General features: G+C 73.1%; 25 protein-coding genes and 1 tRNA gene. 11 read left to right on the forward strand and 15 right to left on the reverse strand.

The features are described from left to right. Positions 1–3: 3 nt before the first annotated feature. The 9 genes from ACFVNO_RS01485 to ACFVNO_RS01525 all read right to left on the reverse strand — a co-directional run bounded on the left by ACFVNO_RS01485 (position 4) and on the right by ACFVNO_RS01525 (position 10,690). Entirely contained in the window at positions 4–1,053 is a 1,050-nt protein-coding gene (locus ACFVNO_RS01485) for an STM4015 family protein (RefSeq protein WP_378888359.1), read from the reverse strand. A gap of 473 nt (positions 1,054–1,526) precedes the next feature. Continuing rightward, positions 1,527–2,324 carry a hypothetical protein gene (locus tag ACFVNO_RS01490; protein ID WP_378888362.1) on the reverse strand — a complete coding sequence of 266 codons (798 nt, stop codon included), beginning with the start codon at positions 2,322–2,324 and terminating at the stop codon, positions 1,527–1,529. A gap of 1,032 nt (positions 2,325–3,356) precedes the next feature. After that, positions 3,357–4,478 carry an STM4015 family protein gene (locus ACFVNO_RS01495; protein ID WP_378888365.1) on the reverse strand — a complete coding sequence of 374 codons (1,122 nt, stop codon included), beginning with the start codon at positions 4,476–4,478 and terminating at the stop codon, positions 3,357–3,359. Positions 4,479–4,480: 2 nt separating this feature from the next. After that, positions 4,481–5,500, reverse strand: coding sequence for an STM4015 family protein (locus tag ACFVNO_RS01500; protein WP_355263624.1), 1,020 nt, complete (start codon positions 5,498–5,500; stop codon positions 4,481–4,483). A 168-nt stretch (positions 5,501–5,668) separates the two neighbouring features. Next, positions 5,669–6,667 carry an STM4015 family protein gene (locus ACFVNO_RS01505; protein WP_378888368.1) on the reverse strand — a complete coding sequence of 333 codons (999 nt, stop codon included), beginning with the start codon at positions 6,665–6,667 and terminating at the stop codon, positions 5,669–5,671. Positions 6,668–6,725: 58 nt separating this feature from the next. After that, entirely contained in the window at positions 6,726–7,718 is a 993-nt protein-coding gene (locus ACFVNO_RS01510) for an STM4015 family protein (RefSeq protein WP_378888371.1), read from the reverse strand. 163 nt (positions 7,719–7,881) lie between these two features. Beyond that, the gene (locus tag ACFVNO_RS01515) at positions 7,882–8,904 is read right to left on the reverse strand and encodes an STM4015 family protein (protein WP_378888374.1); all 1,023 of its coding nucleotides are present in this window, start codon (positions 8,902–8,904) and stop codon (positions 7,882–7,884) included. A gap of 102 nt (positions 8,905–9,006) precedes the next feature. Next, a complete protein-coding gene (locus ACFVNO_RS01520) occupies positions 9,007–10,044 on the reverse strand; it encodes an STM4015 family protein (RefSeq protein WP_378888377.1) in 1,038 nt (345 codons plus the stop codon). Between the two features lie 178 nt (positions 10,045–10,222). Next, positions 10,223–10,690 (reverse strand): MerR family transcriptional regulator, encoded by a 468-nt coding sequence (locus ACFVNO_RS01525; protein ID WP_378888380.1) that lies wholly within the window; start codon positions 10,688–10,690, stop codon positions 10,223–10,225. Between the two features lie 98 nt (positions 10,691–10,788). Here ACFVNO_RS01525 and ACFVNO_RS01530 point away from each other — a divergent pair, with 98 nt between their 5' ends. The 4 genes from ACFVNO_RS01530 to ACFVNO_RS01545 all read left to right on the forward strand — a co-directional run bounded on the left by ACFVNO_RS01530 (position 10,789) and on the right by ACFVNO_RS01545 (position 14,501). Then, a complete protein-coding gene (locus ACFVNO_RS01530; RefSeq protein WP_355263606.1) occupies positions 10,789–11,406 on the forward strand; it encodes a class I SAM-dependent methyltransferase in 618 nt (205 codons plus the stop codon). 52 nt (positions 11,407–11,458) lie between these two features. After that, positions 11,459–12,244 carry a class I SAM-dependent methyltransferase gene (locus ACFVNO_RS01535; protein WP_355263603.1) on the forward strand — a complete coding sequence of 262 codons (786 nt, stop codon included), beginning with the start codon at positions 11,459–11,461 and terminating at the stop codon, positions 12,242–12,244. A 137-nt stretch (positions 12,245–12,381) separates the two neighbouring features. Then, the gene (locus ACFVNO_RS01540) at positions 12,382–13,617 is read left to right on the forward strand and encodes a phosphatidylserine/phosphatidylglycerophosphate/cardiolipin synthase family protein (RefSeq protein WP_355263600.1); all 1,236 of its coding nucleotides are present in this window, start codon (positions 12,382–12,384) and stop codon (positions 13,615–13,617) included. 113 nt (positions 13,618–13,730) lie between these two features. Beyond that, positions 13,731–14,501 carry a class I SAM-dependent methyltransferase gene (locus tag ACFVNO_RS01545; protein WP_355263597.1) on the forward strand — a complete coding sequence of 257 codons (771 nt, stop codon included), beginning with the start codon at positions 13,731–13,733 and terminating at the stop codon, positions 14,499–14,501. Positions 14,502–14,581: 80 nt separating this feature from the next. On the opposite strand, the gene ACFVNO_RS01550 is transcribed toward ACFVNO_RS01545, so the two are convergent. After that, on the reverse strand, positions 14,582–14,812 hold the full coding sequence (locus ACFVNO_RS01550) for a calcium-binding protein (RefSeq protein ID WP_220564794.1): 231 nt from the start codon (positions 14,810–14,812) through the stop codon (positions 14,582–14,584). Between the two features lie 189 nt (positions 14,813–15,001). Between ACFVNO_RS01550 and ACFVNO_RS01555 the strand changes: the two genes are divergently transcribed. Together ACFVNO_RS01555 and ACFVNO_RS01560 are read left to right on the forward strand one after the other, a co-directional pair. Then, positions 15,002–15,328 carry a DUF4352 domain-containing protein gene (locus ACFVNO_RS01555; RefSeq protein ID WP_355263594.1) on the forward strand — a complete coding sequence of 109 codons (327 nt, stop codon included), beginning with the start codon at positions 15,002–15,004 and terminating at the stop codon, positions 15,326–15,328. An 84-nt stretch (positions 15,329–15,412) separates the two neighbouring features. After that, positions 15,413–15,637 carry a hypothetical protein gene (locus ACFVNO_RS01560; RefSeq protein WP_355263591.1) on the forward strand — a complete coding sequence of 75 codons (225 nt, stop codon included), beginning with the start codon at positions 15,413–15,415 and terminating at the stop codon, positions 15,635–15,637. A gap of 236 nt (positions 15,638–15,873) precedes the next feature. Here the strand turns inward: ACFVNO_RS01560 and ACFVNO_RS01565 are convergent. Further along, positions 15,874–15,946, reverse strand: a tRNA-Arg gene (locus ACFVNO_RS01565). A 433-nt stretch (positions 15,947–16,379) separates the two neighbouring features. Here ACFVNO_RS01565 and ACFVNO_RS01570 point away from each other — a divergent pair. Beyond that, positions 16,380–17,492 (forward strand): D-alanyl-D-alanine carboxypeptidase family protein, encoded by a 1,113-nt coding sequence (locus ACFVNO_RS01570; protein WP_355263588.1) that lies wholly within the window; start codon positions 16,380–16,382, stop codon positions 17,490–17,492. Between the two features lie 80 nt (positions 17,493–17,572). On the opposite strand, the gene mscL is transcribed toward ACFVNO_RS01570, so the two are convergent. From mscL to ACFVNO_RS01590, 4 genes are all read right to left on the reverse strand, one after another. Then, on the reverse strand, positions 17,573–17,980 hold the full coding sequence (gene mscL, locus ACFVNO_RS01575) for a large conductance mechanosensitive channel protein MscL (RefSeq protein WP_220564796.1): 408 nt from the start codon (positions 17,978–17,980) through the stop codon (positions 17,573–17,575). 166 nt (positions 17,981–18,146) lie between these two features. Further along, positions 18,147–18,800, reverse strand: a complete 654-nt coding sequence (locus ACFVNO_RS01580; protein ID WP_378888390.1) for a Flp pilus assembly protein CpaB — start codon at positions 18,798–18,800, stop codon at positions 18,147–18,149. A gap of 479 nt (positions 18,801–19,279) precedes the next feature. Beyond that, a complete protein-coding gene (locus ACFVNO_RS01585; RefSeq protein ID WP_220564798.1) occupies positions 19,280–19,621 on the reverse strand; it encodes an FmdB family zinc ribbon protein in 342 nt (113 codons plus the stop codon). A 172-nt stretch (positions 19,622–19,793) separates the two neighbouring features. Beyond that, positions 19,794–20,402, reverse strand: a complete 609-nt coding sequence (locus tag ACFVNO_RS01590) for a 5-formyltetrahydrofolate cyclo-ligase (protein WP_355263581.1) — start codon at positions 20,400–20,402, stop codon at positions 19,794–19,796. Positions 20,403–20,540: 138 nt separating this feature from the next. Here ACFVNO_RS01590 and galU point away from each other — a divergent pair, with 138 nt between their 5' ends. From galU to ACFVNO_RS01610, 4 genes are all read left to right on the forward strand, one after another. Next, a complete protein-coding gene (gene galU / locus ACFVNO_RS01595) occupies positions 20,541–21,494 on the forward strand; it encodes a UTP--glucose-1-phosphate uridylyltransferase GalU (RefSeq protein ID WP_220564800.1) in 954 nt (317 codons plus the stop codon). A 130-nt stretch (positions 21,495–21,624) separates the two neighbouring features. After that, positions 21,625–22,851 (forward strand): gephyrin-like molybdotransferase Glp, encoded by a 1,227-nt coding sequence (gene glp, locus ACFVNO_RS01600; RefSeq protein ID WP_355263578.1) that lies wholly within the window; start codon positions 21,625–21,627, stop codon positions 22,849–22,851. A 100-nt stretch (positions 22,852–22,951) separates the two neighbouring features. After that, the gene (moaC, locus tag ACFVNO_RS01605) at positions 22,952–23,455 is read left to right on the forward strand and encodes a cyclic pyranopterin monophosphate synthase MoaC (protein WP_355263575.1); all 504 of its coding nucleotides are present in this window, start codon (positions 22,952–22,954) and stop codon (positions 23,453–23,455) included. Continuing rightward, positions 23,448–23,960 carry a MogA/MoaB family molybdenum cofactor biosynthesis protein gene (locus ACFVNO_RS01610; protein WP_355263572.1) on the forward strand — a complete coding sequence of 171 codons (513 nt, stop codon included), beginning with the start codon at positions 23,448–23,450 and terminating at the stop codon, positions 23,958–23,960. The genes moaC and ACFVNO_RS01610 overlap by 8 nt, the downstream gene beginning before the upstream one ends. Positions 23,961–24,085 lie beyond the last annotated feature (125 nt).

The raw sequence follows: 24,085 nt of genomic DNA on the forward strand, positions 1-24,085 counted from the left end.
GGATCACTCCGAGACGGCGCAGTAGTAGAAGAGCTCGTCCTCGTCCTCGTCCTCGGGCTCCCTGGGGTCGGACAGGTCGACGGCCACCCCGGGCAGGGCGTCGGCGACCAGGGCGCACATCTCCTCGGAGAGGAAGTGGTGGTGCAGGTCCAGGCGCTCCAGGTGGGCGAAGGCGGCGGCCCGGTCGACGATCCCCTGCGCCCCGTCGTCGGTGAGGGTGCCCAGGGAGAGGTCGAGTTCGCGGACGCCGGAGAGCACGGGGGCGTCGGCCAGCGCGTGGACCCAGTCGTCCAGGCCCCGGACGTTGCGCACGCCCAGGCGCTCCAGGCGGGGGAAGGCCTTCCCGGACAGCAGGGGGGCGAGGTCGTCGGGGGTCGCGCCGCCGCCGTAGTCCTCGTCGCCCAGCCACAGTTCCAGGTTCCGCAGGGCGGGCAGGTCCAGGCCGACGATCCGCCGCAGGAGGTCCGGGTCCAGGCCCCCGCTCTGCACGACCAGCTCCTCCAGGTGCTCGTGCCGCCCGAACCCGATGCCGAAGCCGTCGGCGCCGCCGCGCACCGTCAGGTGCCGCAGCCGGGGCAGGGCGGCGACCAGCTCCGCGATGTCGTACTTCCTGATCCAGGAGACGGACCGCTCCGCGGGGAGGATCTCGCCGACGAACAGCGAGCGCAGCCCGGCCAGCCGGCCGGTGCGCTCCAGGAGGACGTCGACGGTCTCGTCCATGTGGGTGTCGTAGTCGTGGCCGGGCAGGTCGGCCAGGATGAGGGCGGTCACCTCCTCGACGGCGACCTCCGCGAAGAACCGGTCCAGGTAGCCGGCGACGGTCTCCAGGTGCGGCAGGCGCACCCGGCCGGCCTCGTCGCCGCGCCACACCTGGGGGGAGGAGGCGGTGCGCAGCCGCCACGCGACCGACCCGGCGGCGGGCAGCGCGGGCGCGGGGGAGGGGGGAGCCCAATCGTCCCGGACCGGGTACTCGGACCCGCGCAGAACCTCCCAGGAGGGGAAGTCGACGACGGGAAGCCCGCCGAACTCGGTGATGTGGTGATGGATGGGCATGGGGACCTCGGGGCCGGGACGGTGGAGGGAGCACGGCGGAACGCACTCCGCCAGCTGGGGTTTCGGGGGGTTCCAGGTTTAGCAGCCCCCGGCGACGTTCCGTCCCCCGGAGGGGTGGATGCAAGAAAGCCCCCACCCCACCAAGGGCCGCATCCGCTCGCACCCCGGAGGAAGAACACCGCCCGGCCGCCCCGCCCCGGACCCGAAAGCGGATAGGTGAATCAGCTGCTGGCGCTGTGCTTGGCCGCTACAGTGAGCAACACGTTCCCGGGTGGAATGTCCGTTTCTTGAGAAGTCATGAATTCGGTCGGTTGGCGTCGCAATCCGCGCAGGTCAACAAGTCTGCTCCCTGCGCACGCGGGGATGGCTCCCGGGGCCGGTGCAGGAGCGGCGGCCCGGGGGGCTGCTCCCCGCGCACGCGGGGATGGCTCCGGACCAGACCTGAAGCGCTCCGGCTCGTGTTCGGGAAACCCCTATCCCGCGTACCAGGGCGGCTCGCGGTCCAGGTGCGCGGGAAGCTCCGTCTCGGCAGGGTCCCAGGTCAGCTTGAGGCCACGGCGAAGCCGATGCAGCTCATGGTCCGGAAACCGGCGCTGCTGCCAATACCCATCAACGTAAGGAACCGACACCCACCCCGCGCGCCAGTAGTCGGTCGGTATCCCACCCACCGCCACCTGCTTGCTCGGCGGAACCTCCCCGGCCTCGACCAAGGCACGACACGAACGGCATGCCGAGACGGTACGGTCCGCCCCGCCCTCCGGGTTGAACCGGACCTTGTCCGTGAGCGGCCCGTGCGCGGGATCGAAGAAACAGGGCGCACCCCGGTGCGGCCTGGGCCCGCCCCGGCCGAGTGCTTCGGCGACCGCAAGGAGGTACCGCGCCTCGGCGATGTGACCGCTCGCCCTGGTGATCCCGTCAGCGGTCCGCACGGGAGCTTCCTGGTTGAAAAGCACCTGTTCAGCGGCCCAGAGGTGCCCGGTCAACACATCGCGGTCAACGACATCCCCCGCCCCGGACAGACGCTTCGCCTCCTCGGCGGCCTGCGACCATTCGGCGGTCAGCACCGGAAGATAAGCCGTGACGACCTCCGCGTCCTTCGGCCCCTCACGAAGCTTGAACAGCACGAACCCCACCGCCGCCACAACGACGGCGACCACCACGGCACCGGCCGTGACCAGAGCGGCCCCCACCCCTGGCCCGAGCCAGAATACGATCAGGAACGCGCCCACCGCCAGCACCACCGCGGCCGCAGCCGCGGTCTGCACGACCACGGCCAGATTCAACTCCCGACGTCTGCTCACCCCAGCACCCTAGGCGATATGCGCATTTGCTCCACCGATCGTTCTGACCGCCCCCCAGCCGTTCGTCCACCCGACCGGGACCCTCAACCACCCCTGGAGGGAATCGTTCGGCCTCCATCGCAGGGGATGAAGGCGGCACGTACCTGTGGGGCCTGGCCGGAGGGGGTGCTCACCCGCCTGGAGCCCTCAGCCACTGCCGGAGGGCGTCGCTGGGCCCCCACCGCAGGGGGTGAGGACCGCACGTGACCTCTCACCCCGACCCCAGGGGGTTCGGGTAGGGCGGTACTCGGCCCGGGCTTCAGGGGGTGAAAGGGACTGTGAGGTTTCCAAGACGTGCACCGCCTGGGAACGGCGGTCTGTGGTCGCAGCCACGGGTGACTGGTTTCCAAGAGCCCGATCGCTTGGGAAGGTACAGCCGCGGAGCGTGGATCCGTCCCCGCGCAGTCGGCCTTCGGCAGAGTGCCGGGCAAGTGCGTTCGACGGGCGTGCGGGGTGGTGGGGGTGCGCTTTCCGGGGACGGGTCCGTGCGAGGCGCGCGCACCCGCACCGCCTGGAAAGGTTGTGGGCGCCGGCGGCGGTGCGGGCGCTCCACGCTGCCGCCTACTCCCGCGCGTGACCGCGGTACGGACGGGAGCGGGGGTGAAAGCCGCACGCTCCCACGGGCCTTGGCCCCAGACCGGGCACAGGACCGCGACCCTGGCCGTAGGGGGTGAGAGCCGCGCGCTTCCGCGACCTCAGCCAGTGGGGGGTTGGAAGAAGAACCGCTGCCTTTGCCCCAGGGGTTGTGGCCGCACGTTCCCGCGACCTCAGCCCCAGCCCGGAGGAAGGACCGCACACCTCCACCCACGGGGTGAAGGCCGCGCGTACACGCGGCATCAGCTATATCCACGTCGGAGACGTAACGGCGGTCCGGCTCCGCCCACTGGGCGAACGCCGCCGGGCACGCAGCCAGGTACCCCCGGGAGCCGTCCACTCCCTCCCGGAGTTCCCCCACCACCCCACCTACTCGGTGACGGCCGTGTACCGGTGCGGCCCGTCCTTCCACTGCGCGGGCTCGCGTCGCGCCGATACGTCCACCACCGTGCCCCGCCGCCGGAACACCCCGGCCACCTGCTTCTCCACCTCTTCCGACAGGTAATGGTGGTTCAGGTCGAGGTACCGAAGCCGCCGAAAAGCGGACGCACCGTCGACCAACGCCCGCGCGCCCTCGTCGGACAGGTCCCCCAGGGACAGGTCGAGGACGTCCAGGTCCCGGACCACCGGTGACCCCGTCAGCACCGGGATCCACTCATCGAGCCCCGGGACGTTGCGCAGACCCAGGTGCCGCAGCCGGGGGAACGCCCCACCCGACAGCAGCGGCTCCAGACCCTCCGGCGTGACCCGCCCGCCCGCGTGCCACTCGCTCCCGAACCACAACTCCAACCGGTGCAGCGCGGGCAGCTCCGAGGCGCACACATCCTCGACCACCTCCGGGCGCAGCCCCGCGCTGTGCACGGTGAGGCGTTCCAGCGACCGGCTCTCCAGCCGCAGCCCCAGCTCCTCCGAACCGCCGCGCACCACCAGTTCGCTCAGCCCGGGCAGCGCGGCCACCAGCGGGGCCAGGTCGCACAGCCGGATCCAGGAGAGCTCCTGCTCCTCCGACGTGACCTCGCCGAAGAACAGCGACCGCAGCCCGGCCAGCCTCGGGGCAGCTCCGACCAGCGCCTCGACGGCCGGTTCGGCGAGCATGCCGTAGGAGTCGTCGTACTCGGACAGGTAGCCCACGATGAGCGCCCGCAGCGCTTCCAGGGGCACTTGTTCCGTGAACCGGTCGAGGTAACGGACGATGTGCTCGCGGGCGTATCCGTCCTCGTCGCCCTCCTCCTCGCCGGCCTCGTCCGCCTCCTCCGCCTCGTCCGCCTCCCCGAGCGGGTCGCCCTCCCCCTCGGGATCGTCCCGCCACGGCTCGGAGACGGTCAGCCGCCACGCGAAACCGCCCGGGTCGGCGAGCTCCGCCTCGCCCGCCTGGCGCGGGTGGACGACACCCTCCTCCTCGTCCGGCACCGACAGCGGGTCCGTGAACTCCACGACCGGCAGCCCGCCGAACTCGGCCACCCGGCTCAGGTGCGACCGCGGCCCGAGCACGGTCACTCCGTCACCGCCGGGAAGCGCCAGTCCCCGTCCTGCTCCTGCCGGTCGCCGACGCTGATCTCCACACCCGCCTCGGCGAAGGCGGCGCCGACACGGGCCTCCATCTCCTCCGACATGTAGTGGTGCTCCAGATCCAGCTTCCCCAGCTCCCGGAAGACGGGGGTGTCCAGCAGCACCTGCGCGCCCTCGTCGGTGAGGGTGCCCATCGACAGGTCCAGGGAGCGCACCCGCCCCACCACGGGCGCCTCGGCCAGGGCGCGCACCCACAGGTCGGTGTCCTCGGCGTTGCGCAACCCCAGGTGGTTCAGCTGCGGGAACGCCTCGCCCGACAGGGTGCGGGCCAGGTCGGCCGGGGTGGTGTCGCCGCGGTAGTCGTCGACGCCCAGCCACAGCTCCAGGTTCTCCAGCGCGGGCAGCTCGGCGGAGTCGATGCTTCGAGCGACCCTGGCCGGCAGGCCACCGCTCTCCACCGTCAGGGAGCGCAGCGCGTCGTGCCGCCCGATGTCCAGGCCCAACTGGCTCTTCTCGTGCATGTAGGGGTCGCCGGTGCCGCGCACCGCGAACTCGGTGAGCCACGGCAGGGCGGCCAGGACCGGGGCCAGGTCGGGCTGGTGGATCCAGGAGATCTCCTGCTCCTCGGCGGTGAGGTCTCCGATGAACAGGGACTCCAGGCCGGTGAACGCCGCGGCGTGCTCCACGAGGGCGTCGCGGGCCGGGGCGCCGGGCTCCGGCGATTCGGAGGAGCCCGAGGCGCCGATCACCATGGCCCGGACCAGGGCCGTGTCCGCCTCCTCCACAAAGGAGGCGAAGTACTCACGGAACTCCTCCTCCGGCTCGTAGCTGTCGACCCCCAGCCACCAGGCGTAGTCGCGCACGGTGCGCAGCGCGGCGAGCCGCGCCAGGGCGTCGGGGGCCGGGCGCCGGCCGTACCGATCCGGCTCCGCGGCCATCCCCGCCGGGGAGATGTACTCGAACACCGGCAGTCCGCCGAATTCGCTGAGGTGATCGCCGATCATCAGGGTCGCTCCTGGTACAGGGGTATCGGGTGAGTCATGTGTAGCAGCCTGCGGTGACGGATCGGGGCGCCGACCCGCCGCCTACCCGACCCCCACCCCGCCGCCATCCGATCCGTCACTCCCAACCCGCCTCCACCAGACTCACCGCGCCTGCCCCACCCCCTCCACCTACTCGGAGACCGCCGGGTAGAGCCGCCACGGCGCCCCCTCCATGCGCTCCTCCACGTCGACCTCCGTCCCCGCGGCGGCGAAGACCTCGCGGACCCGGGCCGCCGTCTCCTCCGTCATGTAGTTGTGGTGCAGGTCGAGGCGGCGCAGCCCCCGGAACCCCGGGGTCTCCATGAGCACCCGCGCGCCCTCGTCGGTGAGGGTCCCCAGGGACAGGTCCAGGACCTCCAGGCGCTCCAGGACCGGGGAGCCCGCGAGCGCCCGCACCCACTCGTCCGTCCGCTCGGCGTTGCGCAGGCCCAGGGACCGGACTCCGCCGAGGACCCGCCCGTCGAGCAGCGGGGCGAGGTCGTCGACCGTGACGGACCCGCCGTACTCCTCCACGCCCGGCCACAGCTCCAGGTGCTCCAGGGCGGGCAGGCCCGCCCCCATCACGCTGCGGGCCGTGGCGCCGGGCATGCCGCCGTTCTGGAGCGTCAGCGACCGCAGTGAAGGGTGCTCGGCCACGCCCAGGTTCAGTTCGTCCCCGCCGCCGCGCACCGTCAGGTCGGTCAGCCCCGGGTAGGCGTCCAGCAGCGGCACCATGTCGCACTGGACGATCCACGAGATCTCGCTGTCCCCGGTGGTGTACTCCGTGAAGAACAGCGACCGCAGCCCGGTGAGCCGGTCGGCGTGGTCGACGAACAGGTCCCGGTACTCCGCGGTGCTCTCGGACACCTCCAGCCCGAACCCGCCCGCGATGAGCGCCCGCACCCTCGCCGGGTCCACCCGGCCGAAGAACGCCTCCAGGTGTTCGTCGAAGTCCTCCTCCCGGCACCGGCACCAGGGGCCGTGCTCGGCACAGCCGGGGTCGTGCGGCGGGCCCAGCCGCCAGGCGACCGACGCGGGGTCGGCGAGGGCCGCGGCGAAGCGCGGCTCGTCGGGACGGTGCCGCAGTTCGTCGAACGCCACCACGGGCAGCCCGGCGAACACGGGGGTGTAGTCCCAGAAATCGACCATGTCCTCGTCCTCCTCCTGTTCTTCCTGCTCCTCCTGCTGCGCCCGCTCCGCCCTCAGGTCACTCGCCGACGGCCGGGTAGGGGTAGCCGTTGCGGGCGTCCACGCGCTCGGACACGTCGACCCGGACGCCCGCGGCGGTGAAGGCCTCGACGACGCGGGTCTCCATCTCCTCGCTCATGTAGTGGTGGTGCAGGTCGAGGCGGCTCAGCTCGCGGAATCCGGGGGCGTCGAGGAGGATCTGTCCGCCCTCGTCGGTGAGCGTGCCCAGGGACAGGTCCAGGACCTCCAGGCGCTCCAGGACCGGGGAGTCGGCGAGCGCCCGAACCCAGGGGTCGGTCTCCTCGGCGTTGCGCAGGCCGAGGGACCGTACGCCGGCGTGGACCTCCCCGCTCAGCAGCGGGGCGAGGTCCGCCGGGGTGGCGTCGCCCTCGTAGTTCTCCATGCCCAGCCACAGCTCCAGGTGTTCCAGGGCCGGGTAGCGGGAGGCCAGCACCTGCCTCATCAGCGCCGCCGGGAGCCCGCCGCCCTGGAGGGTCAGCGAGCGCAGGGAGCGGTGCTCCTCCACCGGCAGGGAGAGCTCGCCGGTCCCGCGGACGTCCAGGCGCTCCAGGCCCGGCAGGGCGTTCAGGACACCGGACAGGTCACCGTGGTCCAGCCAGGAGACCTCGTACTCCTCCGAGGTGACGTCGCCGTAGAACAGCGAGCGCAGGCCGGTCCAGCGCGGCGCGCAGGCCAGCACGGCGTTCCGGACCGGCACCGGGTCGGCGGCGTTCATCGTGTCCTCGAGGCTGCCGAGGACGAGAGCCGTCACCGCGGCCGGGTCCACGGCGGCGCAGAACCGCTCGTAGTACCGGGTCACGTACTCGCCCTCCTTGGACTCCAGGCGCCCGGCGTCGGCCAGCCGCCAGGCGTACGCGCCCGGGGTCCGTGCGGCCGCGAGCATCGCCAGTGGGTCCCCGGCCCTGGCGCCCCCGGCGGCCATGGCCTCCTGGGAGCGGTACTCGAACACGGGCAGCCCCGCGTACTCCGTCAGATGGGAGCCGAAACTCAAGGCCGGGCCTTTCCAGGTCGTCGGGGGTGGTCACAGGGGAGGTTCCGGGGACGAAGCCGGATACAGGCTCGGATACAGGACCGGACGCCCGGGCGGAGGCGAACGCGGACGCCGGAGCGGGCGCGGGGGCGGTCCCGCTCCCGGGCCTGCCCCCGGGACGGGTTCACTCGGTGACCGAGGGGTAGATGTCGTCCTTGCTCCCCTTGAAGCGTTCGGAGGCGTCGACCCGGACGCCCGCGGCGGTGAAGACCTCGACGACGCGGGCCTCCATCTCCTCGGACATGTAGTGGTGGTGCAGGTCGAGGCGGCTCAGCCCGCGGAATCCGGGCACGTCGAGGAGGATCTGTCCGCCCTCGTCGGTGAGCGTGCCCATGGAGAAGTCCAGGGCCTCCAACCGCTCCAGGACCGGGGCGTCGGCCATGGTCCGGACCCAGAGGTCGGTGTCCTCGGCGTTGCGCAGGCCCAGGGACCGCACGCCGGCGTGCACCTCGCCGTTCAGCAGCGGGGCGAGGACCCGGGGAGTGGTGTCGCCGCCGTAGTTCTCGATCCCCAGCCACAGGTCGAGGTGCTCCAGGGCCGGGTAGCGGGAGGCCAGCACCTGTTCCACCAGCGCCGCCGGGAGCCCGCCGCCCTGGAGGCCGAGGGAGCGCAGGGAGCGGTGCTCCTCCACCGGCAGGGAGAGCTCGCCGGTCCCGCGGATGGTCAGGCGCTCAAGACGCGGGAAGGCGGCCGGGATGGCGGACAGGTCGCCGTGGGTGAACCAGGAGGCCTCGTACTCCTCGTACGTGAGGTCGGCGTAGAACAGGGAGCGCAGGCCGGTCCAGCGGGGCGCGCACGCCAGCAGGGCGTCCCGGATGAGCTCGGGCTCGTCCATGTCCATGGTCTCCTCGTAGTTGCCGACCACCAGGGCCGACACCTTCTCCGGGGGGACCTCGGAGCAGAAGCGCTCGTAGTACCGGGTCACGAACTCGCCCTCCCGGGGCTCCCAGCCCTCGGAGTCGCGCAGCCGCCAGGCGTACGCCTCGGGGGTGCGCAGGGCGACGAGCATCGACAGCGGGTCCGTCATCTCGCGGTGCCCCCGGGGGTACTTCTCGGTCCAGGCGCGCTGCGCGGCCATTCCCTCGGGGGAGCGGTACTCGAACACCGGCAGTCCGCCGTACTCGGTCACGTGTTCGTTGAAGGCCAAGGTCGGCGCCTTTCGGGTGCGCGGTTCGGGGGTTCGGGGCTCGGAGAGGCTCAGGGTGCTTCGGGGAGGCTCAGGGTGGCGCGGGGCGGGGGAGGAGTCCTCTCACTCGCCGACGGCGGGGTAGTACCGGAGGGTCCAGTCCTCGTCCTCGTCGTCCTCGGGGTCGTACTCCTCGTCTTCGTCGTCCTCGTCGTAGTCGTCGTCGGGTTCCTCCCGCTCGGACACGTCGGTCTCGACGCCGGCGGCGGTGAAGGTCTCCAGGACGAGCCGCTCCATGTCCTCGGACATGTAGTGGTGATGCAGGTCGAGGCGGCGCAGTTCGCGGAAACCCGGGACGTCGAGCAGGACGCGGGCGCCCGCGTCGGTGAGGGTGCCCTTGGACAGGTCCAGCTCCTCCAGACGCTCCAGGATCGCGGAGTCGGCGAGCGCGCGGACCCACCGGTCCGTGTACTGGGCGTTGCGCAGCCCCAGCGACCGGACCCCGGTGTGGACCTCGCCGTTCAGCAGCGGGGCGAGGTCCTCGGGAGTGGTGTCGCCGCCGTAGTCCGGTACGCCGATCCACAGCTCCAGGTGCTCCAGGTTCGGGTAGTGGCCCGCGACCACCCGCCGGGTCAGCTCTGCCGGGAGGCCGCCGCCCTGGAGGACCAGGGAGCGCAGCGCGGGGTGTCCGTCCACAGCCAGGGCCATCCCGCCGGTGCCGCGCACGGCGAACCGCTCCAGGCCGGGCAGAGCGTCCAGGACCGGGCCGAGGTCGCCGTGGTTCAGCCAGGACACCTCGCTGTCGCTGTAGGTGAGGTCGGCGAAGAACAGCGAGCGCAGCCCTGTGAGCCGGGGCGCGTGCGCGACCAGCGCGTCGCGCACCGTCGCGGAGTCGTTCACGTTGATCGTGTCCTGGATGTTCCCGATGACCAGGGCCGTGACCTCCGGCGCGGCCGACTCGGCGGCGAACCGCTCGAAGTACGCCCCGACACCGCCCCGGTCCTTCGACGTCTCGGAGCCGTCGTCGTCGGCGAGCCGCCAGGCGTACGCCCCCGGGGTGCGCAGGGCGGCGAGCACCGCCAGCGGGTCGGCCGCCGTGTCCTGCGGGCGGTACTCGAACACGGGAAGCCCCGCGAACTCGGTCAGATAGGAGTTGAACATGAGGGGGTTCCTCGGAGTAGGGGGGAGCAGGGAACCCAGGAATAGCAGAGCCGGGTGACGAACGCGGACCGGCCGGTCGGTCCCGTGCCGCCGTGTGTCCGGTCCCCGCCGCCCTCACCGCGTGCCTACCGCCCCACCGTGTGCCCGGCCCCCACCGCCCTCACCGTGCCCGTCTCCCTCACCGCCCCACCGCCTTCACCGCATGCCCGGTCCTCCCCGCCCGGGCGTGGCAGCCGGACTCCACCGCCTCCTCCAGCATCCGCCGCAGGTTCGGGCACTCCAGCACGTCCCCGGACTCGCACGCCACCGCGTGCGCCACCATCTCCCGGGCCGCCCGCAGCCGCTCCAGGCGCTGGTCCAGTTCGGCCAGGTGCTCGGCCAGCGCGGCCCCGCGCCGTTCGGCGTCGGCCCCGCCCAACTCCCGGATCCGCTCCAGGCTCATCCCGGCGTCCTGCGCGCTCAGCACCAGCGCCACCTGCAACCGCTGCTCCGGGGCGTACCGGCGCTGTCCGCCCACCCGGCGGACGGGCACCAGCACCCCCATCGCCTCCCAGTGCCGCAGCACGTGCGGACCCAGCCCGAACTCCGCGGCCAGGTCCCCGATGGACAGTTCCCCGCCGTTCCGCTTCCCGGTGCTTGACCTCATGTCCACATGAAGTTCCACACTGGGGCCCCGTGTCAAGGGGCGCGGGACAGGCATCCCGGAGAACGGGACGGGTATCCCGGAGAAAAGGGGAGACGACCATGGACGAGCACACGGAACGGGTCCGCGGCGACTGGAACCGGATGGCGGCCGGATACGACCGGGGCGAGCGCGTGCAGCGGCTGGTCCTCGGAGGCACCCGGGCCCGGCTGTGCGGCCTGGCCCGCGGCCGGACCCTGGAGGTGGCCGTCGGCACCGGCCACGACCTGCCGTACTACCCCGACGGGATCGAGCTCACCGGCCTGGACCTGAGCCCCGCCATGCTCGCCCGGGCCCGCCGCCGGGCCGCCGCACTCGGCCGCCCGGTCACGCTGGTGGAGGGCGACGCCCAGGAGATGCGGTTCGACGACGGGGCGTTCGACACCGTCCTGTGCGCGCTGTCCCTGTGCGCCATCCCCGACCAGCGCCGGGCGCTGGCCGAGATGTACAGGGTGCTGCGCCCCGGCGGGCGGCTGCTGCTCGTCGACCACATCGAGTACACCAAGGCCCCCTGGCGCCGGCGCGAGGCCCGCAAGGAGCGGCCGCGGCGGCTGCCCCGCGCGGTGGCGCTGGAGGTCGGGTTCGAGGTGGACCGGTACGACCGGACCGTCCTGGGATTCCTGGAGAGGGTCGTCGCCCACCGCCCCGGCTCGGCGGGGGAGGGGCCGATCGCCGGATGACACGCGGTGTCGTGGCGGGACATCCGCGCCTCCCCGGTGTGAGAGTGGTGCCATGGCCACACACAGTGAACTGCGCGATTTCTGGGAGCGCCGCCTCGAGGGCGACTGGACCGAGAGCGGTGTCGGCTACCGCGCCCTGGGGCGTCCCTTCAACACCTGGATGTACAAGGTCCGCGAGGAGGTGTTCCTGCGCCGGGTGGGGCGCCTGGGCCTCATCGACCCGAGCGTCCTGGACGTGGGCAGCGGCACCGGCTTCTACGTCCGGCTCTGGGACCGGCTGGGCGCCGCCGACGTCACCGGCTGCGACATGACCGACGCCGCCGTGGCGCGGCTGCGCGAGCGCTTCCCCGACCACCGGTTCGTCCGCCAGGACGCCTCCCACCTCGAGGCGTTCGAGGACGCCTCCTTCGACGCCGTGTCCTGCATGGACGTCCTCTTCCACATCACCGACGACGACCGCTACACCTCGGCGATCGGAGAGTTCGCCCGGGTGCTGCGCCCCGGCGGGACGCTCGTCATCTCCGAGAACTGCCTCCAGCGCCCCGAGCAGCGCGGGGAGCACCAGGTCAACCGCACCCTGGAGTGGATCGCCGGGACCCTCGACAAGGCCGGGTTCGACCTGCGCCTGCGGGTGCCCATGCTGGTGCTCATGAACGCCCAGGTGGACGCGGCCGCACCCTGGCGCAAGGCCTGGGGCGGGGCGCTGCGCGCCGCCACCCTCACCGCCCCCACCGGGTGGCTGGCCGGGGCCGCCCTCTACCCGCTGGAGCGCCGCCTGGTGCGCGAACGCAGGGAGAGCCCCACCACCGAGCTGCTGGTCTGCCGCCGGCGCGGCTGACACGAATCCGGACATGGCAGGGTGTGCCGTCCCGGGCGGGTGGCCGCGCGTTACGGTGGGGGTCCACCTTGTGCCGGAAACGGCGGTCACGGGGACCGGACGCCCGGCGCGGCGGACGTCCTGCTCGGGAGGCGACTTTGCGACGCTCCACCATCAAGTCCGCGGTCAAATGGGGGCTGCTCGGCCTCCTGGCGACCCAGATCGCGGTGGCGGCGACGCTCATGGGCGTCAACCACTGGCGGCGGAAGGTGCGCCCGCACCGGGCGTACTTCCCGCGCACCGCCCCGGAGGCGCTCCCCGTCGGCGACACCACCGCCACGGTGTACACCTACGGCGAGGACCTGTACGAGGACATGCTCGCGGCGATCCGGGGGGCCCGGCGCCGGGTCCTCTTCGAGTCCTACATCGTCAAGGACGACCGGGCCGGGAACGAGTTCAAGCAGGCGCTCATCGACGCCGCGGAGCGCGGCGTCGAGGTGTACGTCATCTACGACGGGTTCGCGAACCTGGTGGTGCCCCGGTCGTTCTTCGACTTCCCGCCCGAGGTCCACGTGCTGCGCTACCCGGCGTTCCGGCCCGGGGTGCTGCTGTTCAACATCCGCAAGTCCGGCCGCGACCACCGCAAGATCCTCACCGTCGACGGGGAGATCGGGTTCGTCGGCGGCTACAACGTGGGCTCCCTGTACGCCACCGAGTGGCGCGACACCCACCTGCGGGTGGACGGCCCGGCGGTGTGGGAGCTGGAGAACGCGTTCGTCGACTTCTGGAACGCGAACCGGGGGGCGCGCCTGCCCGAACCCGGCATGCTGGGCGACCCGCAGTGGGACGCCCGGTTCCGGGTCCACCGCAACGTGCCCGAGCAGCTCATCTACCCGATCCGGGCGATGTTCCTGGAGGCCATCGACCGAGCCAAGGACCGGATCCTCATCACCCAGGCCTACTTCATCCCGGACCGGGAGCTGCAGCGGGCGCTGGTGGACGCGGCCGGGCGGGGGGTGGACGTCAACATCCTCATCCCGGAGAACTCCAACCACGTCCTGGCCGACTGGATGGCCCGCGGCCAGTACTCCGTGCTGCTGCGCGGCGGGGTGCGGCTGTGGCTGTACCAGGACGCCATGGTGCATGCCAAGACCGCGACGGTGGACGGGCGGTGGAGCACCATCGGCACGGCCAACGTCGACCGGCTGAGCCTGACCGGCAACTACGAGATCAACGCCGAGATCTTCGACGAGGGGGTGGCCCGGCACCTGGAGGACGTGTTCGCCAACGACCTCACCAACGCCCGGGAGCTCACCGAGGAGGAGTGGAGCCGCCGGCCGTTCGCCGCGAAGTTCAGCGAGATCGTCCTCGCCCCCTGGCGGCCCTTCCTCTGAGGACGGGCGCCGGCGGGCACCGCCACCGGCGGATGCGTCACCGGCGGGTGCGGGGGCGTTCGCGCTGGTAGGTTCGGTGCTTTCGGCACCCGGCTGGAAGGGCCCCGCGAGCAATGGCGTTCGAGTTCGACTTCGACGACCCGTCCCTGAGGGCCGCGCTGGCCCTGCACGAGGACCAGGAGCGCCAGGGTCCCGGCTCGCGGGCCACCACGGAGCTGCTGCTGTCGCTGGCGGGCCCGCTCCCGGGGCACCCGCGGGTGCTGGACCTGGGCAGCGGGACCGGCGCGGCCTCCCTGGTGCTCGCCGAGCGCCTGCCCGGCGCGCGGATCACGGCGGTGGACATCTACCCGCCGTTCCTGCGCCGGCTGGAGGAGGCGGCCGCGGCGGCGGGCGCCGCCGACCGGATCACCGCCCGCCAGGGGTCCATGGAGTCGCTGGACGACCTGCCCGACGGGTCGGTGGACCTGGTGTGGAGCGAGGGCGCCGCCTACAACATCGGGTTCGGCGAGGCGCTGCGCTCCTGGCGGCGGCTGCTCTCGCCCGGGGGCGCCCTGGTGGTCACCGAGTGCGGGTGGACCACCGACGAGCCCTCCGCGGCGGCCCGGGCGTACTGGGACGCCGCGTACCCGCTGCACACCACCGCGGAGAACGTGGCGGCGGCGACCGCGGCCGGGTACACGGTGCTGGCGACCTACCTGCTGCCCGCCGCCGACTGGCTGGAGTCGTACTACGCGCCGCTGGAGGCCCGCGCCGCGCGGTCCGACCCCGGCGACGCGCACGCGGCCGCGGCCGCCGAGGACGTGCGCCGCGAGGCGGAGCTGTACCGGGCGCACGGCGGCGAGTACGGCTACGTCGGCTACGTGCTGCGCCCCCGCCGCCCCTGACGCGGCGCCTGCGGGCGGGGAAGCCCCCGCCCGGTGACCGTGGGGTCCCCCACGGCGCCCATCTGCGTCTGGCCGGCCGCTCAGCGGCGGCGCGGGCGCTCGCCCGGGGGCGGGACCAGCTTGCTGGAGAAGAACGGGTCCGGGTCGGCCTTGCGCGGGCGCGGGCCGCCCCAGTGCTGCGGACCGGGGTGCGGGGTGCGGCGCAGGGCCCCGGCGATGGCCGACGGCGAGCCGCCGCGCCGGCTGGACCGGGTCTGCGACCTCGGCTCGTCGTCGTGGTCGTCGCGGCGCGCTCCGCCCGCATCCTTCATCCCGTGGCCCCCCGGATGGTGCTGCTGCTCCCGCAGCCATCATCGGTCGGTCACTCTGCGTTGTCACCACGACACGGCGTTCCGGGGAGAAGTCCGTGCCGGCACCTGGCGAACGGCCGACCGGGGCCGGGGCGCTCCGCCGCGGAGGAGGAGCCCGAGCAGCCCGCCGAGGAGGAGCCCGCGGTCACCATGACCGCCACCCACGGGGGCACCACCGGGGACACCCTGGACGACACCGTCTACACGGTGGTCAACGTCGAGATCGTCAACGACAGCGAGGACTCGATCGAGGTCAACCCCATCTACTTCTCCGCCGAGCTGGCCGACGGCACCGTGGTCAGCGACTGGTCGGATGCGATCTTCGCCGACCTGGACAACCCGCTGGACGCCGTCACCCTCCAGCCCGGCCAGAAGGCGTCCGGCCAGATCGCCCTCGTCGGTGAGGTCGACGTGGCCGCCGTGACGATGGAAGAGCTGTTCGGCCTGGAGGACCCGGTCACCGCCACCGTCGAGTGACCCCCGCCCCCGCAGAGCCCCGGCCGTTCCCCGGTCGGGGCTCTCGTGTTGCCGGTGTCGTATGACACGTGGGGGTCTGGCGGCATGAGGCGAACGATCGTGAAGAGCGATGAGGCGCGCACGGGTTTCCGCCACCTGCTCGACGAGGTGGACGCCGGCGGCTGCGTCGAGGCGCGCCGCTACGGCCCCGGACCGGCGGGCCCGGGAACACCACGAGGGATCCGGCGCCGCACGGTGCGCACCCGCGAGCCGGCGGCCGCCCGCGCCCAGCGGGTCACTTCCACGGGCACACCGCGGCGACCCTGTTGACGGGGCCGGGCGCGGACGCGCGCACCGTCCGGGAGATCCTCGGCCGCTCGCAGACCGGCCGGACCGAGCGGTACATCCGCGCGTCCGGCGCGCTCGCCCGAGGCGCCAACGACCGGATGGGGTCGGTACTGCCGGATGACGTGTAGAGACGGGAGCCCCGTGGGTCGCGACCGGAATCGCGACCCACGGGGCTCCTCCCGTGCTGACTCTGCGATGCCCTCGCAGGTCACACCATGCGGCCCCAGCAGGATTCGAACCTGCGACACCCGCTTTAGGAGAGCGGTGCTCTATCCCCTGAGCTATGGAGCCATGGGTCGGTGGGCGGCCGACGCAGGTATGCGTTGCCCCGCCACCGGGCCAAGCCTAACCCAGGATGGGCGTACTCGGGGTGTCGAAGAGTGTCACGGCCCTCCGAGTGGGGGACTCTGCGTGCATGGCGGAGTACTCTGACCTACGATTGGTTGTCCTGGTGGCGGTGTGATGTTGTTCACGAGGGCTGTCTGGTTTGGTCCCGTTCCGTCCCCGCGCGGCGTGGTGCGGGCGGTTCGTGTGACCTACGGCACCGCAATGACCAGCGACGACATCGGCGGCCGAACGGTGCGCGCAGAACGGGGTGTTGTGCCCTCCCGGATTACGCGCGACTCGGCCGACCGTTCTCGCGTGACCGCAAGTGGACATGTAGTACGTTGCGTTGCGGCCACGGGTAGGCGTTCGAGGATTAGAAGCAGCCGGAGGAGCATTCGTGCCGTTCACCTCTGATTCGGCGCGGCGGGGACCCCGCGTATCGGAACCGGCGGATGGTGCGCCGTCCGCGGTCTCCCGCCGCGGCTGGCACGCCGGGCTCGCCCGGGCCCTCACCCTGTTGCTGGTCACCGGTCTGATGGTGGTCCCGCCGCCGCCGGTGGCGGTCGCGCCGGCCGCAGCCAGCCTGGAGGAGCTGCGCGAGCAGGCCGAGGCCGCCGCCGAGGAACTGGAAGACGCCACCGCCGAGTACACGGAGCGGCAGGAGGCGCTGGAGGAGGCCCAGGGCGAACTCGTGGAGACCATCCACGAGCTGCAGCAGACCGAGCTGGAGCTGGGCGAGATGCGCGAGCCGCTGGCGCAGCTGGCCAGCACCCTGTACCAGCAGCCCAGCGCCGGGCCTCTGGGCGTCCTGGTCGCCGGGGACCTCGACGAGGACCTGCAGACCCAGTCGTACGCGGCCAAGCTCTCGGAGAACAACGAGGTGCTCATCCAGGACGCCACCGACCTGCGCGACGAGCAGGTGGAGCTGGCCGGGCAGGCCCAGGAGCTGCAGACCACCACCCAGCTGGAGCAGGCGGCGCTGGGGGCCGAGGTGGAGCGGCTGCGCACGCGGTCGGAGGAGAGTACGCAGGCGCTCACCGACGAACTGGAGGCGCGCGGCATCGACCCCGACTCCTACATGGCCGCCGCCAACTGCGACCCGAGCAAGGCCGAGCTGGCCAGCGGCTACCCCAACGGCCTGCTGCCGTCGGAGGCCCTGTGCGAGCTCTACGACGGCAAGTTCCTGCGCGCCGACGCCGCCGTGGACTTCCTCGAACTCAACGTGAAGTACATCGAGCGCTTCGGCGAGAACATGTGCATCAACAGCGCCTACCGCGACCTGCCCAACCAGCACCGCGTCTACGCCGAGCAGCCCCCCGGCTTCGCCGCGGTCCCGGGCACCAGCAACCACGGGCTGGGGCAGGCCATCGACCTGGGGTGCGGCATCCAGAACTTCCGCTCGGAGAGATGGAACTGGATGGAGACCAACGGCGCCGACCACGGCTGGATCCATCCGGCGTGGGCCAAGTCGAGTCCGTTCGAGCCCTGGCACTGGGAGTACACCCGCTGAGTCGCGCTCCGCGTACCCGCCCCGGGCGGGGACGCGGGGACGGACCGGGGGCGGCCCGACCGGGCCGCCCCCGCGGCGTGTCAGACGGCGGTCTCCGGGACGACCTGGCTGGTGCAGGCCGGGCAGCGCTCGGCCTTCTTGTTGATCTCGGTGAAGCAGTGGGGGCACTCGCGGGTGGTGGCCTCCTCCGCCTTGACGTAGCGCTCCATCAGCTTGGCTACCGGCAGCACCACGAAGAAGTAGACGATCGACGCGGTGAGCAGGAACGAGATCGCCGCGTCGATGAACGCGCCGTACAGGAAGCGGCTGCCGTTGATCTCGAAGTAGAGGTCGCTGAAGGTGGGGATCCCGCCGAAGATGCCGATCAGCGGGGTGATGAACCCTTCCGTGAACGCGGTGACCAGGTTGGCGAAGACCGTGCCGATCACGACCGCCACCGCGAGCTGCACCAGGTTCCCCTGGAGCAGGAACTTCTTGAATCCATCCATGGCAAAAGCCCTACGTGTCTCGTTTGCTGTGCGGAACGCGCCCCCGCCGGGGGTCCGTGGCCGCACGCGCCGGGGGCACGGGACGAGGCGGGCGGGGCGCCCGGCCAGCTTTCACCACAAAAGGTCAGTGGTCAACTGCGGATGGTGATGGACGCAAGGTCAGCGGTCAGCCGCGGATGGTGATGGACAGCCGGGAGTCGACGGCGTGCCCGGCCAGTTCCCTGGCCTCCTGCGGGCTGGCCGCGATGAGGATCAGTGCACCGCCCTCGCCGCCGTGGTCGCTCTCGGACGGCACGGCCAGCACCGGGCGGCCCTCGACCACTTCCGCGGCCGGTCCGGCGCGGGCGGGGGCGAACTCGTCGCGGCCCCGCGCCGCCAGCACGTCCACCCGGTCGCCGGGGGAGAGCAGCGCCACCGCCCCGGGGTCGGCGACCCGCACGGGCACGGCGACCAGGCCGTCGCCGTAGGGCAGGGCGGGTGGGTCGGCCAGCCGGGCGTCGGTGACGACCTCCCCGCGGCGGACGGGGGCGTTGAGGGAGCGGCCCGCGGTCGCGGTGCCCGGCTCCAGGGCGCCCCGCGGGGCGAGGGCCGTGGGCAGGGAGGCGGGCGCGAGGTCGCCGGCGGCCAGCGGCCCGGAGGCGTCCAGGTCCCGGGCGGCGACCAGGACCTCGACGGTGGCGGGCGGCGGCGGGCGTACCGCCAGGACGGCGGCGGTCAGCGCTGCGGCGGTCAGCAGGGCGGCGAGGGTCCGCCGGTGCCGGTCCACGAAGCGGGTGAGCGCGCCGCGGTGCCGGTAGGGAGGACGAGGGGGCTCGGTCATGCCCCCAAAATAAGTCCGCCGGACCCGCCCGGACGGGTTGTCCACAGGCCCTTTTCCGCCTCGTCCGGGCCCCCGTCACTTCTCTGTCCTGTGCGTCTCAGAGGCGGTCGGAGAAGGCCGGACCGGTCCCGGCAGGGCCCCCGAGCGATCTCGGCCGGCACGGGGCCGGAGCGGCCTCCGGAACGGCCCGCGGCGGTCCCGGTGGGGGCCCGGCGATTCCGGCCGGTGCGGGGCCGCAGGGGCCTTCGGAACAGTCGACCGGAGTGGAGCCTGAGGGGTTGCCGGCCATCGGCCGGTGTGAACCGCGGCGTCTCCGGCCGGTGCGGCTCTGGGGCCCGGCCGAAGGTGGTTCAGGGACGGTCGGGGGAGGCCGGAGCGGTCACGGCCGAAGGCGGTTCAGAGGTGATCGGGGGCCGGACGCACCGCGCGCCGCCGAGTCACTCGGCGGCGCGGAGGAGTTCGGTCAACGGCCGGCGGCCTCAGCCGCCGGTCGCGGCGGTGGTCGCGGTGGCGGTGCTGCCGCTCGTGCTCTCGCTCTTGGCGGAGGAGGACGACGAGGAGGACTCCGAACCCGTGGACTCGGCCTTGCCGGAGGCGGGGGCGGTGGTGGCGCTGGAGCCGGTCAGGGAAGAGCTGTTGGAGGTCTTGCCGCTGTCGGTGCGGTAGAAGCCGGAGCCCTTGAAGACGATGCCCACGGCCGAGTAGACCTTGCGCAGTCGGCCCTCGCACTCGGGGCAGACGGTCAGGGCGTCGTCACTGAAGCTCTGCACGACCTCCATCTGGGCGCCGCACTCGGTGCACGCGTACTGGTACGTAGGCACTGTTCGGGTCCTCCTTGCTGGCACTCTCGCCCGTTGACTGCTAAATAGTACGCGCTCGACGACCGGGGACGTGACAGTGGGGACACCGGTCGCGGGCGTCGTCGCCGACCGGAGCGCGATCCTCCCTGTCAACGCCCTCCGGCGCCCGCTTAATCCCGCCGCCCGGCGGGGGCTACCGGCGGTCCGGCCACACGCCGGACCCGAACACGTGCAGGCCGCCGGGGGTCACCACCGCGTCCACCCGGAGGTCGTGCTCCTCGCGGGGCACCGCGTCCACGAACTCGCCCTCGTACACCACGGCGATCGCCGGGCAGTTCGGCCCGCGCAGCGACAGCGCCCGGTCGTAGCACCCGGCGCCCCGGCCCAGCCGCCCGCCGGAGCGGTCCACGGCCAGCGCCGGGCACACCACGGCGTCCGCGGTGGCCAGGGCCCCGGTCCCGTAGCGGCGCCCGGTGGGCTCCAGCAGCCCGTGCCCGGCGGGCTCCAGGCTCTGGGGGCCGTCGTAGGCCGCCCAGTCCAGGTTCCCGTCGGGCAGGAAGACCGGCAGCAGCACGTACGTGCCCCGCTTCCACAGCGCCGTGACGAGCCTGCGGGTGTCCGGCTCGGTGCCCACCGAGTAGTAGCAGGCCACGGTCCCGCTCATGGCCAGCCACGGCAGCGCGGTGAGGGTGTCGCGCACGGCCGAGCCGGCGCGTTCGCGCTCCCCGGGGTCCATCGCCCGGCGCGCCGCCAGGACCTCCCGCCGCATGCGCCGCTTCTCCGACCGTGTCGTCTCGTCCATGCGGCCAGTCTGTCAGCGCGCCGCCGGTGAACGGCGGGTGGCTTTCGCCCTACCCGGACCCGAAACAACCGGAACTTCTCGACACCCGGAACACCGGGGTGCATCGTGGGCGGCCGGAGACTGCCCTAGAGTGCCGACATGAATCCCAGCGACCTGCCAAACCCCGATCCCGCCCCCGTGACCAAGGCGGTCGTACCCGCGGCCGGTCTGGGGACCCGCTTCCTCCCGGCCACCAAGGCCACCCCCAAGGAGATGCTCCCGATCGTGGACAAGCCCGCGATCCAGTACGTCCTGGAGGAGGCGGTCGCCGCCGACCTGAACGACGTCCTCATGATCACGGGCCGCAACAAGCGCTCCATCGAGGACCACTTCGACCGGGCCTACGAGCTGGAGGAGGCGCTGGAGTCCAAGGGCGACGCCGAGCGGCTGCGCTCGGTCCGCGAGCCCAGCAACCTGGCGCAGGTCCACTACGTCCGCCAGGGGGAGCCGCGCGGCCTGGGGCACGCGGTGCTGTGCGCGGAGGCGCACGTGGGCGACAACCCGTTCGCGGTCCTGCTCGGCGACGACCTCATCGAGTCCGCCGAGCTGCTGCGCCGCATGATCGAGGTCCGCGCCAAGCACGGCGGCAGCGTGGTCGCGCTCATGGAGGTCGAGCCCGAGCAGGTCTCCCTCTACGGCTGCGCGGGCATCGAGGCCACCGACGAGGACGACGTCGTCGTGGTGACCGACCTGGTGGAGAAGCCCGCCCCTGAGCAGGCGCCCAGCCGCTGGGCGATCATCGGCCGCTACATCTGCGACCCGGCGGTCTTCCCGGTGCTGCACGAGACCCCGCCCGGCCGGGGCGGCGAGATCCAGCTCACCGACGCCCTGCGCGAGCTGGCCCGCCGCAAGCCCGAGGACGGCGGGGTGGTCCACGGCGTCCTGTTCCGCGGCCACCGCTACGACACCGGCAACAAGGCCGACTACATCCGCACCGTCGTGGACTTCGCCTGCCGCCGCCCGGACCTGGCCGACGAGCTGCTGCCGTGGCTGCGCGAGTTCGTCGACCGGCACGCCCCGGCGGACGGGCGGGGGAGCGGCTCCGGGGAGTGATCCCCCGGCGGTGCGGCGGGCGTGACGCACGGACCGGGGGCGGGTGACCGCCGGCCGGCCCGTGCCCGGCCACAATGGGCGTGGGCGCCCCCGGGCGCCCGCACCCTGGCCGCGAATCGGAGGAGCCCCCGTGAAGAGCGTCGAACAGCACATCGCCGACATCCTGGCCGTGGTGGACGACCCCCGGCCGGTCGAGGTCGACCTCTTCCAGGCGCACGGCACCGTCCTGGCCGGGACGGTCGCCTCCCCGGTCTCCCTGCCCGGCTTCGACAACTCCTCCATGGACGGCTACGCCGTGCAGGCCGCCGACCTGGCGGACGCCTCGCCCCAGGCCCCGGTCCTGCTCCCGGTGGTCGCCGACATCCCCGCGGGCGACCCGTCCCCGGCGGCCATCCGCCCCGGCATGTGCGCCCGCATCATGACCGGCGCGCCCCTGCCGGTCGGCGCCGACGCGGTCGTCCCGGTGGAGTGGACCGACGGCGGCACCGCCCGGGCCGCCTTCTCCCGGCCGGTCCGGGAGGGCAACGCGATCCGCCGGGCGGGCGGCGACATCGAGGCCGGAACGGTGGTCCTGGAGCCCGGCGCGCGCATCGGCGCCGGGGAGATGGGCGTGCTGGCCGCCGTGGGCCGACGCACCGTCCCGGTCTTCCCCCGCCCGCGCGTGGTGGTGCTCTCCACCGGCGAGGAGCTGGTGGAGCCCGGCCGCCCGCTGGGCCCCGGCCAGATCTGGGAGTCCAACAGCTTCATGGTGGCGGCCGCCGCCCGTGACGCGGGCTGCGAGGTGCACCGCCACGGGTTCGTCGGCGACGACCCGGCCAAGGTCCTGGACACCCTGGAGGGCCTCCTGGTCCGCGCCGACCTGCTCATCACCACCGGTGGGGTGAGCATGGGCGCCTACGACGTGGTCAAGGAGGTGCTCAGCGCCCAGGGCACCGTCGAGTTCGCCCAGGTGGCGATGCAGCCGGGCAAGCCCCAGGGGTTCGGCGTCATCGGCCCGGACCGCACCCCGATCATCACCCTGCCGGGCAACCCGGTGAGCGCGTTCGTCTCCTTCCAAGTGCTGGTCCTGCCGGTGCTGCGCCGCCTGCGCGGCCTGCCGCCGGCCCCGCTGGAGGGCGTCCGCGCCCGGCTGGCCGCGCCGGTCGCCTCGCCGCCCGGGCGCCGCTCCTACCTGCGCGGCGTGCTGGAGCCCGCCGCCCCGGGGCGGGAGGCCGCGGTGGTGCCGCTGACCCGGCAGGAGTCGCACCAGCTGACGGCGCTCACCACCACCAACGCGCTGATCGTCGTGCCCGAGGACGTCACGGAGCTGCCGTCGGGGGCGGCGGTGGAGGCCCTGGTCCTGCCCGAACCGGTCTGACCCCGCCGGGGTCCGGGGGACGCCCGGTGCCCGTGTGCCGTACCTTCATGGAGGGCCCGACGGGCCCGGAGGGCCACGGACACGGAAGGACCGACGGACCATGAGCGACACCCCACGGTCGGACGGGAGTCCCGGCGGACTCACCCACCTGGACGCGTCGGGGGCGGCGCGCATGGTCGACGTCTCCGCCAAGGACGTGAGCGCCCGCACCGCCACCGCCACCGGCCGCGTACTGCTCAGCGCCGAGGCCGTCGCCGCGCTGCGCGGCGGCGGGGTGCCCAAGGGCGACGCCCTTGCGGTGGCGCGGATCGCCGGGATCCAGGGCGCCAAGCGCACCCCCGACCTGGTCCCGCTGTGCCACCCCATCGCCGTGCACGGCGTGGACGTGGAGCTGACCGTCGTCGACGAGGGCGTGGACATCCGGGCGACGGTGCGCACCGCGGACCGCACCGGGGTGGAGATGGAGGCGCTGACCAGCGTCATGACCGCGGCCCTGGGCCTGGTGGACATGGTCAAGGCCGTCGATCCCGAGGCCGAGGTCACCCGGGTCCGGGTGGAGGAGAAGACCGGCGGCAAGAAGGGCCACTGGAGGCGCGGTGAGTGACGCCCCCGCGCGGCGCGTGGCCGTGGTGACGGCGTCCAACCGGGCGGCGGCGGGGGTGTACCCCGACCGTTCCGGCCCGGTGATCGCCGACCGTCTGCGGGCCCTGGGCTTCGAGCCGCTGGGCCCCTGGGTGGTGCCGGACGGCCCGCCGGTCGCCGAGGCCCTGGAGCGCGCGGTGGCCGAGGGGGCCGACGCGGTGCTGACCACCGGCGGCACCGGGGTGACGCCGCAGGACCTCACCCCCGAGGCGACCCGTTCCCTGCTCGCGTACGAGGTGCCCGGGATCGCCGAGGCGATCCGGTCCGCGGGGCGGGAGAAGGGCGTGCCCACCGCGATCCTCTCGCGCGGCCTGGCCGGGGTGATCGTGCGCGGCGACCGGCGGGTCCTGGTGGTGAACCTGCCCGGGTCGCGGGGCGGGGCGAGCGACGGAATGGACGTCCTGGAGCCGGTCCTGGGCCACGCCCTCGACCAGCTGAGTGGCACGGATCACCCGCGTTCCGAATGAACCGGACAATGACGGGAATCACATCTCGGGCATTCCGTTCAGAGAGAATTCCTTGACCTCGGCACTCCTTTCCGGTGCGGAACCAGTGCCATTAGGGACCATCCGTTTCCGGGGCCAGGGTGACT

This window comes from Nocardiopsis sp. NPDC057823 (assembly GCF_042797335.1).
Classification (GTDB): domain Bacteria; phylum Actinomycetota; class Actinomycetes; order Streptosporangiales; family Streptosporangiaceae; genus Nocardiopsis; species Nocardiopsis changdeensis.

Bases quoted from the DNA above. Each gene is read 5' to 3' on its own strand.
- mscL (WP_220564796.1), bottom strand. From the start codon at position 17,980: ATGGATGGATTCAAGAAGTTCCTGCTCCAGGGGAACCTGGTGCAGCTC.
- ACFVNO_RS01500 (WP_355263624.1), bottom strand. From the start codon at position 5,500: ATGATCGGCGATCACCTCAGCGAATTCGGCGGACTGCCGGTGTTCGAG.
- ACFVNO_RS01505 (WP_378888368.1), bottom strand. From the start codon at position 6,667: ATGGTCGATTTCTGGGACTACACCCCCGTGTTCGCCGGGCTGCCCGTG.
- ACFVNO_RS01485 (WP_378888359.1), bottom strand. From the start codon at position 1,053: ATGCCCATCCATCACCACATCACCGAGTTCGGCGGGCTTCCCGTCGTC.
- ACFVNO_RS01520 (WP_378888377.1), bottom strand. From the start codon at position 10,044: ATGTTCAACTCCTATCTGACCGAGTTCGCGGGGCTTCCCGTGTTCGAG.
- ACFVNO_RS01590 (WP_355263581.1), bottom strand. From the start codon at position 20,402: ATGGACGAGACGACACGGTCGGAGAAGCGGCGCATGCGGCGGGAGGTC.
- moaC (WP_355263575.1), top strand. From the start codon at position 22,952: ATGAGCGACACCCCACGGTCGGACGGGAGTCCCGGCGGACTCACCCAC.
- ACFVNO_RS01555 (WP_355263594.1), top strand. From the start codon at position 15,002: ATGACCGCCACCCACGGGGGCACCACCGGGGACACCCTGGACGACACC.
- ACFVNO_RS01525 (WP_378888380.1), bottom strand. From the start codon at position 10,690: ATGAGGTCAAGCACCGGGAAGCGGAACGGCGGGGAACTGTCCATCGGG.
- galU (WP_220564800.1), top strand. From the start codon at position 20,541: ATGAATCCCAGCGACCTGCCAAACCCCGATCCCGCCCCCGTGACCAAG.
- ACFVNO_RS01550 (WP_220564794.1), bottom strand. From the start codon at position 14,812: ATGAAGGATGCGGGCGGAGCGCGCCGCGACGACCACGACGACGAGCCG.
- ACFVNO_RS01560 (WP_355263591.1), top strand. From the start codon at position 15,413: ATGAGGCGAACGATCGTGAAGAGCGATGAGGCGCGCACGGGTTTCCGC.
- ACFVNO_RS01545 (WP_355263597.1), top strand. From the start codon at position 13,731: ATGGCGTTCGAGTTCGACTTCGACGACCCGTCCCTGAGGGCCGCGCTG.
- ACFVNO_RS01580 (WP_378888390.1), bottom strand. From the start codon at position 18,800: ATGACCGAGCCCCCTCGTCCTCCCTACCGGCACCGCGGCGCGCTCACC.
- ACFVNO_RS01530 (WP_355263606.1), top strand. From the start codon at position 10,789: ATGGACGAGCACACGGAACGGGTCCGCGGCGACTGGAACCGGATGGCG.
- ACFVNO_RS01535 (WP_355263603.1), top strand. From the start codon at position 11,459: ATGGCCACACACAGTGAACTGCGCGATTTCTGGGAGCGCCGCCTCGAG.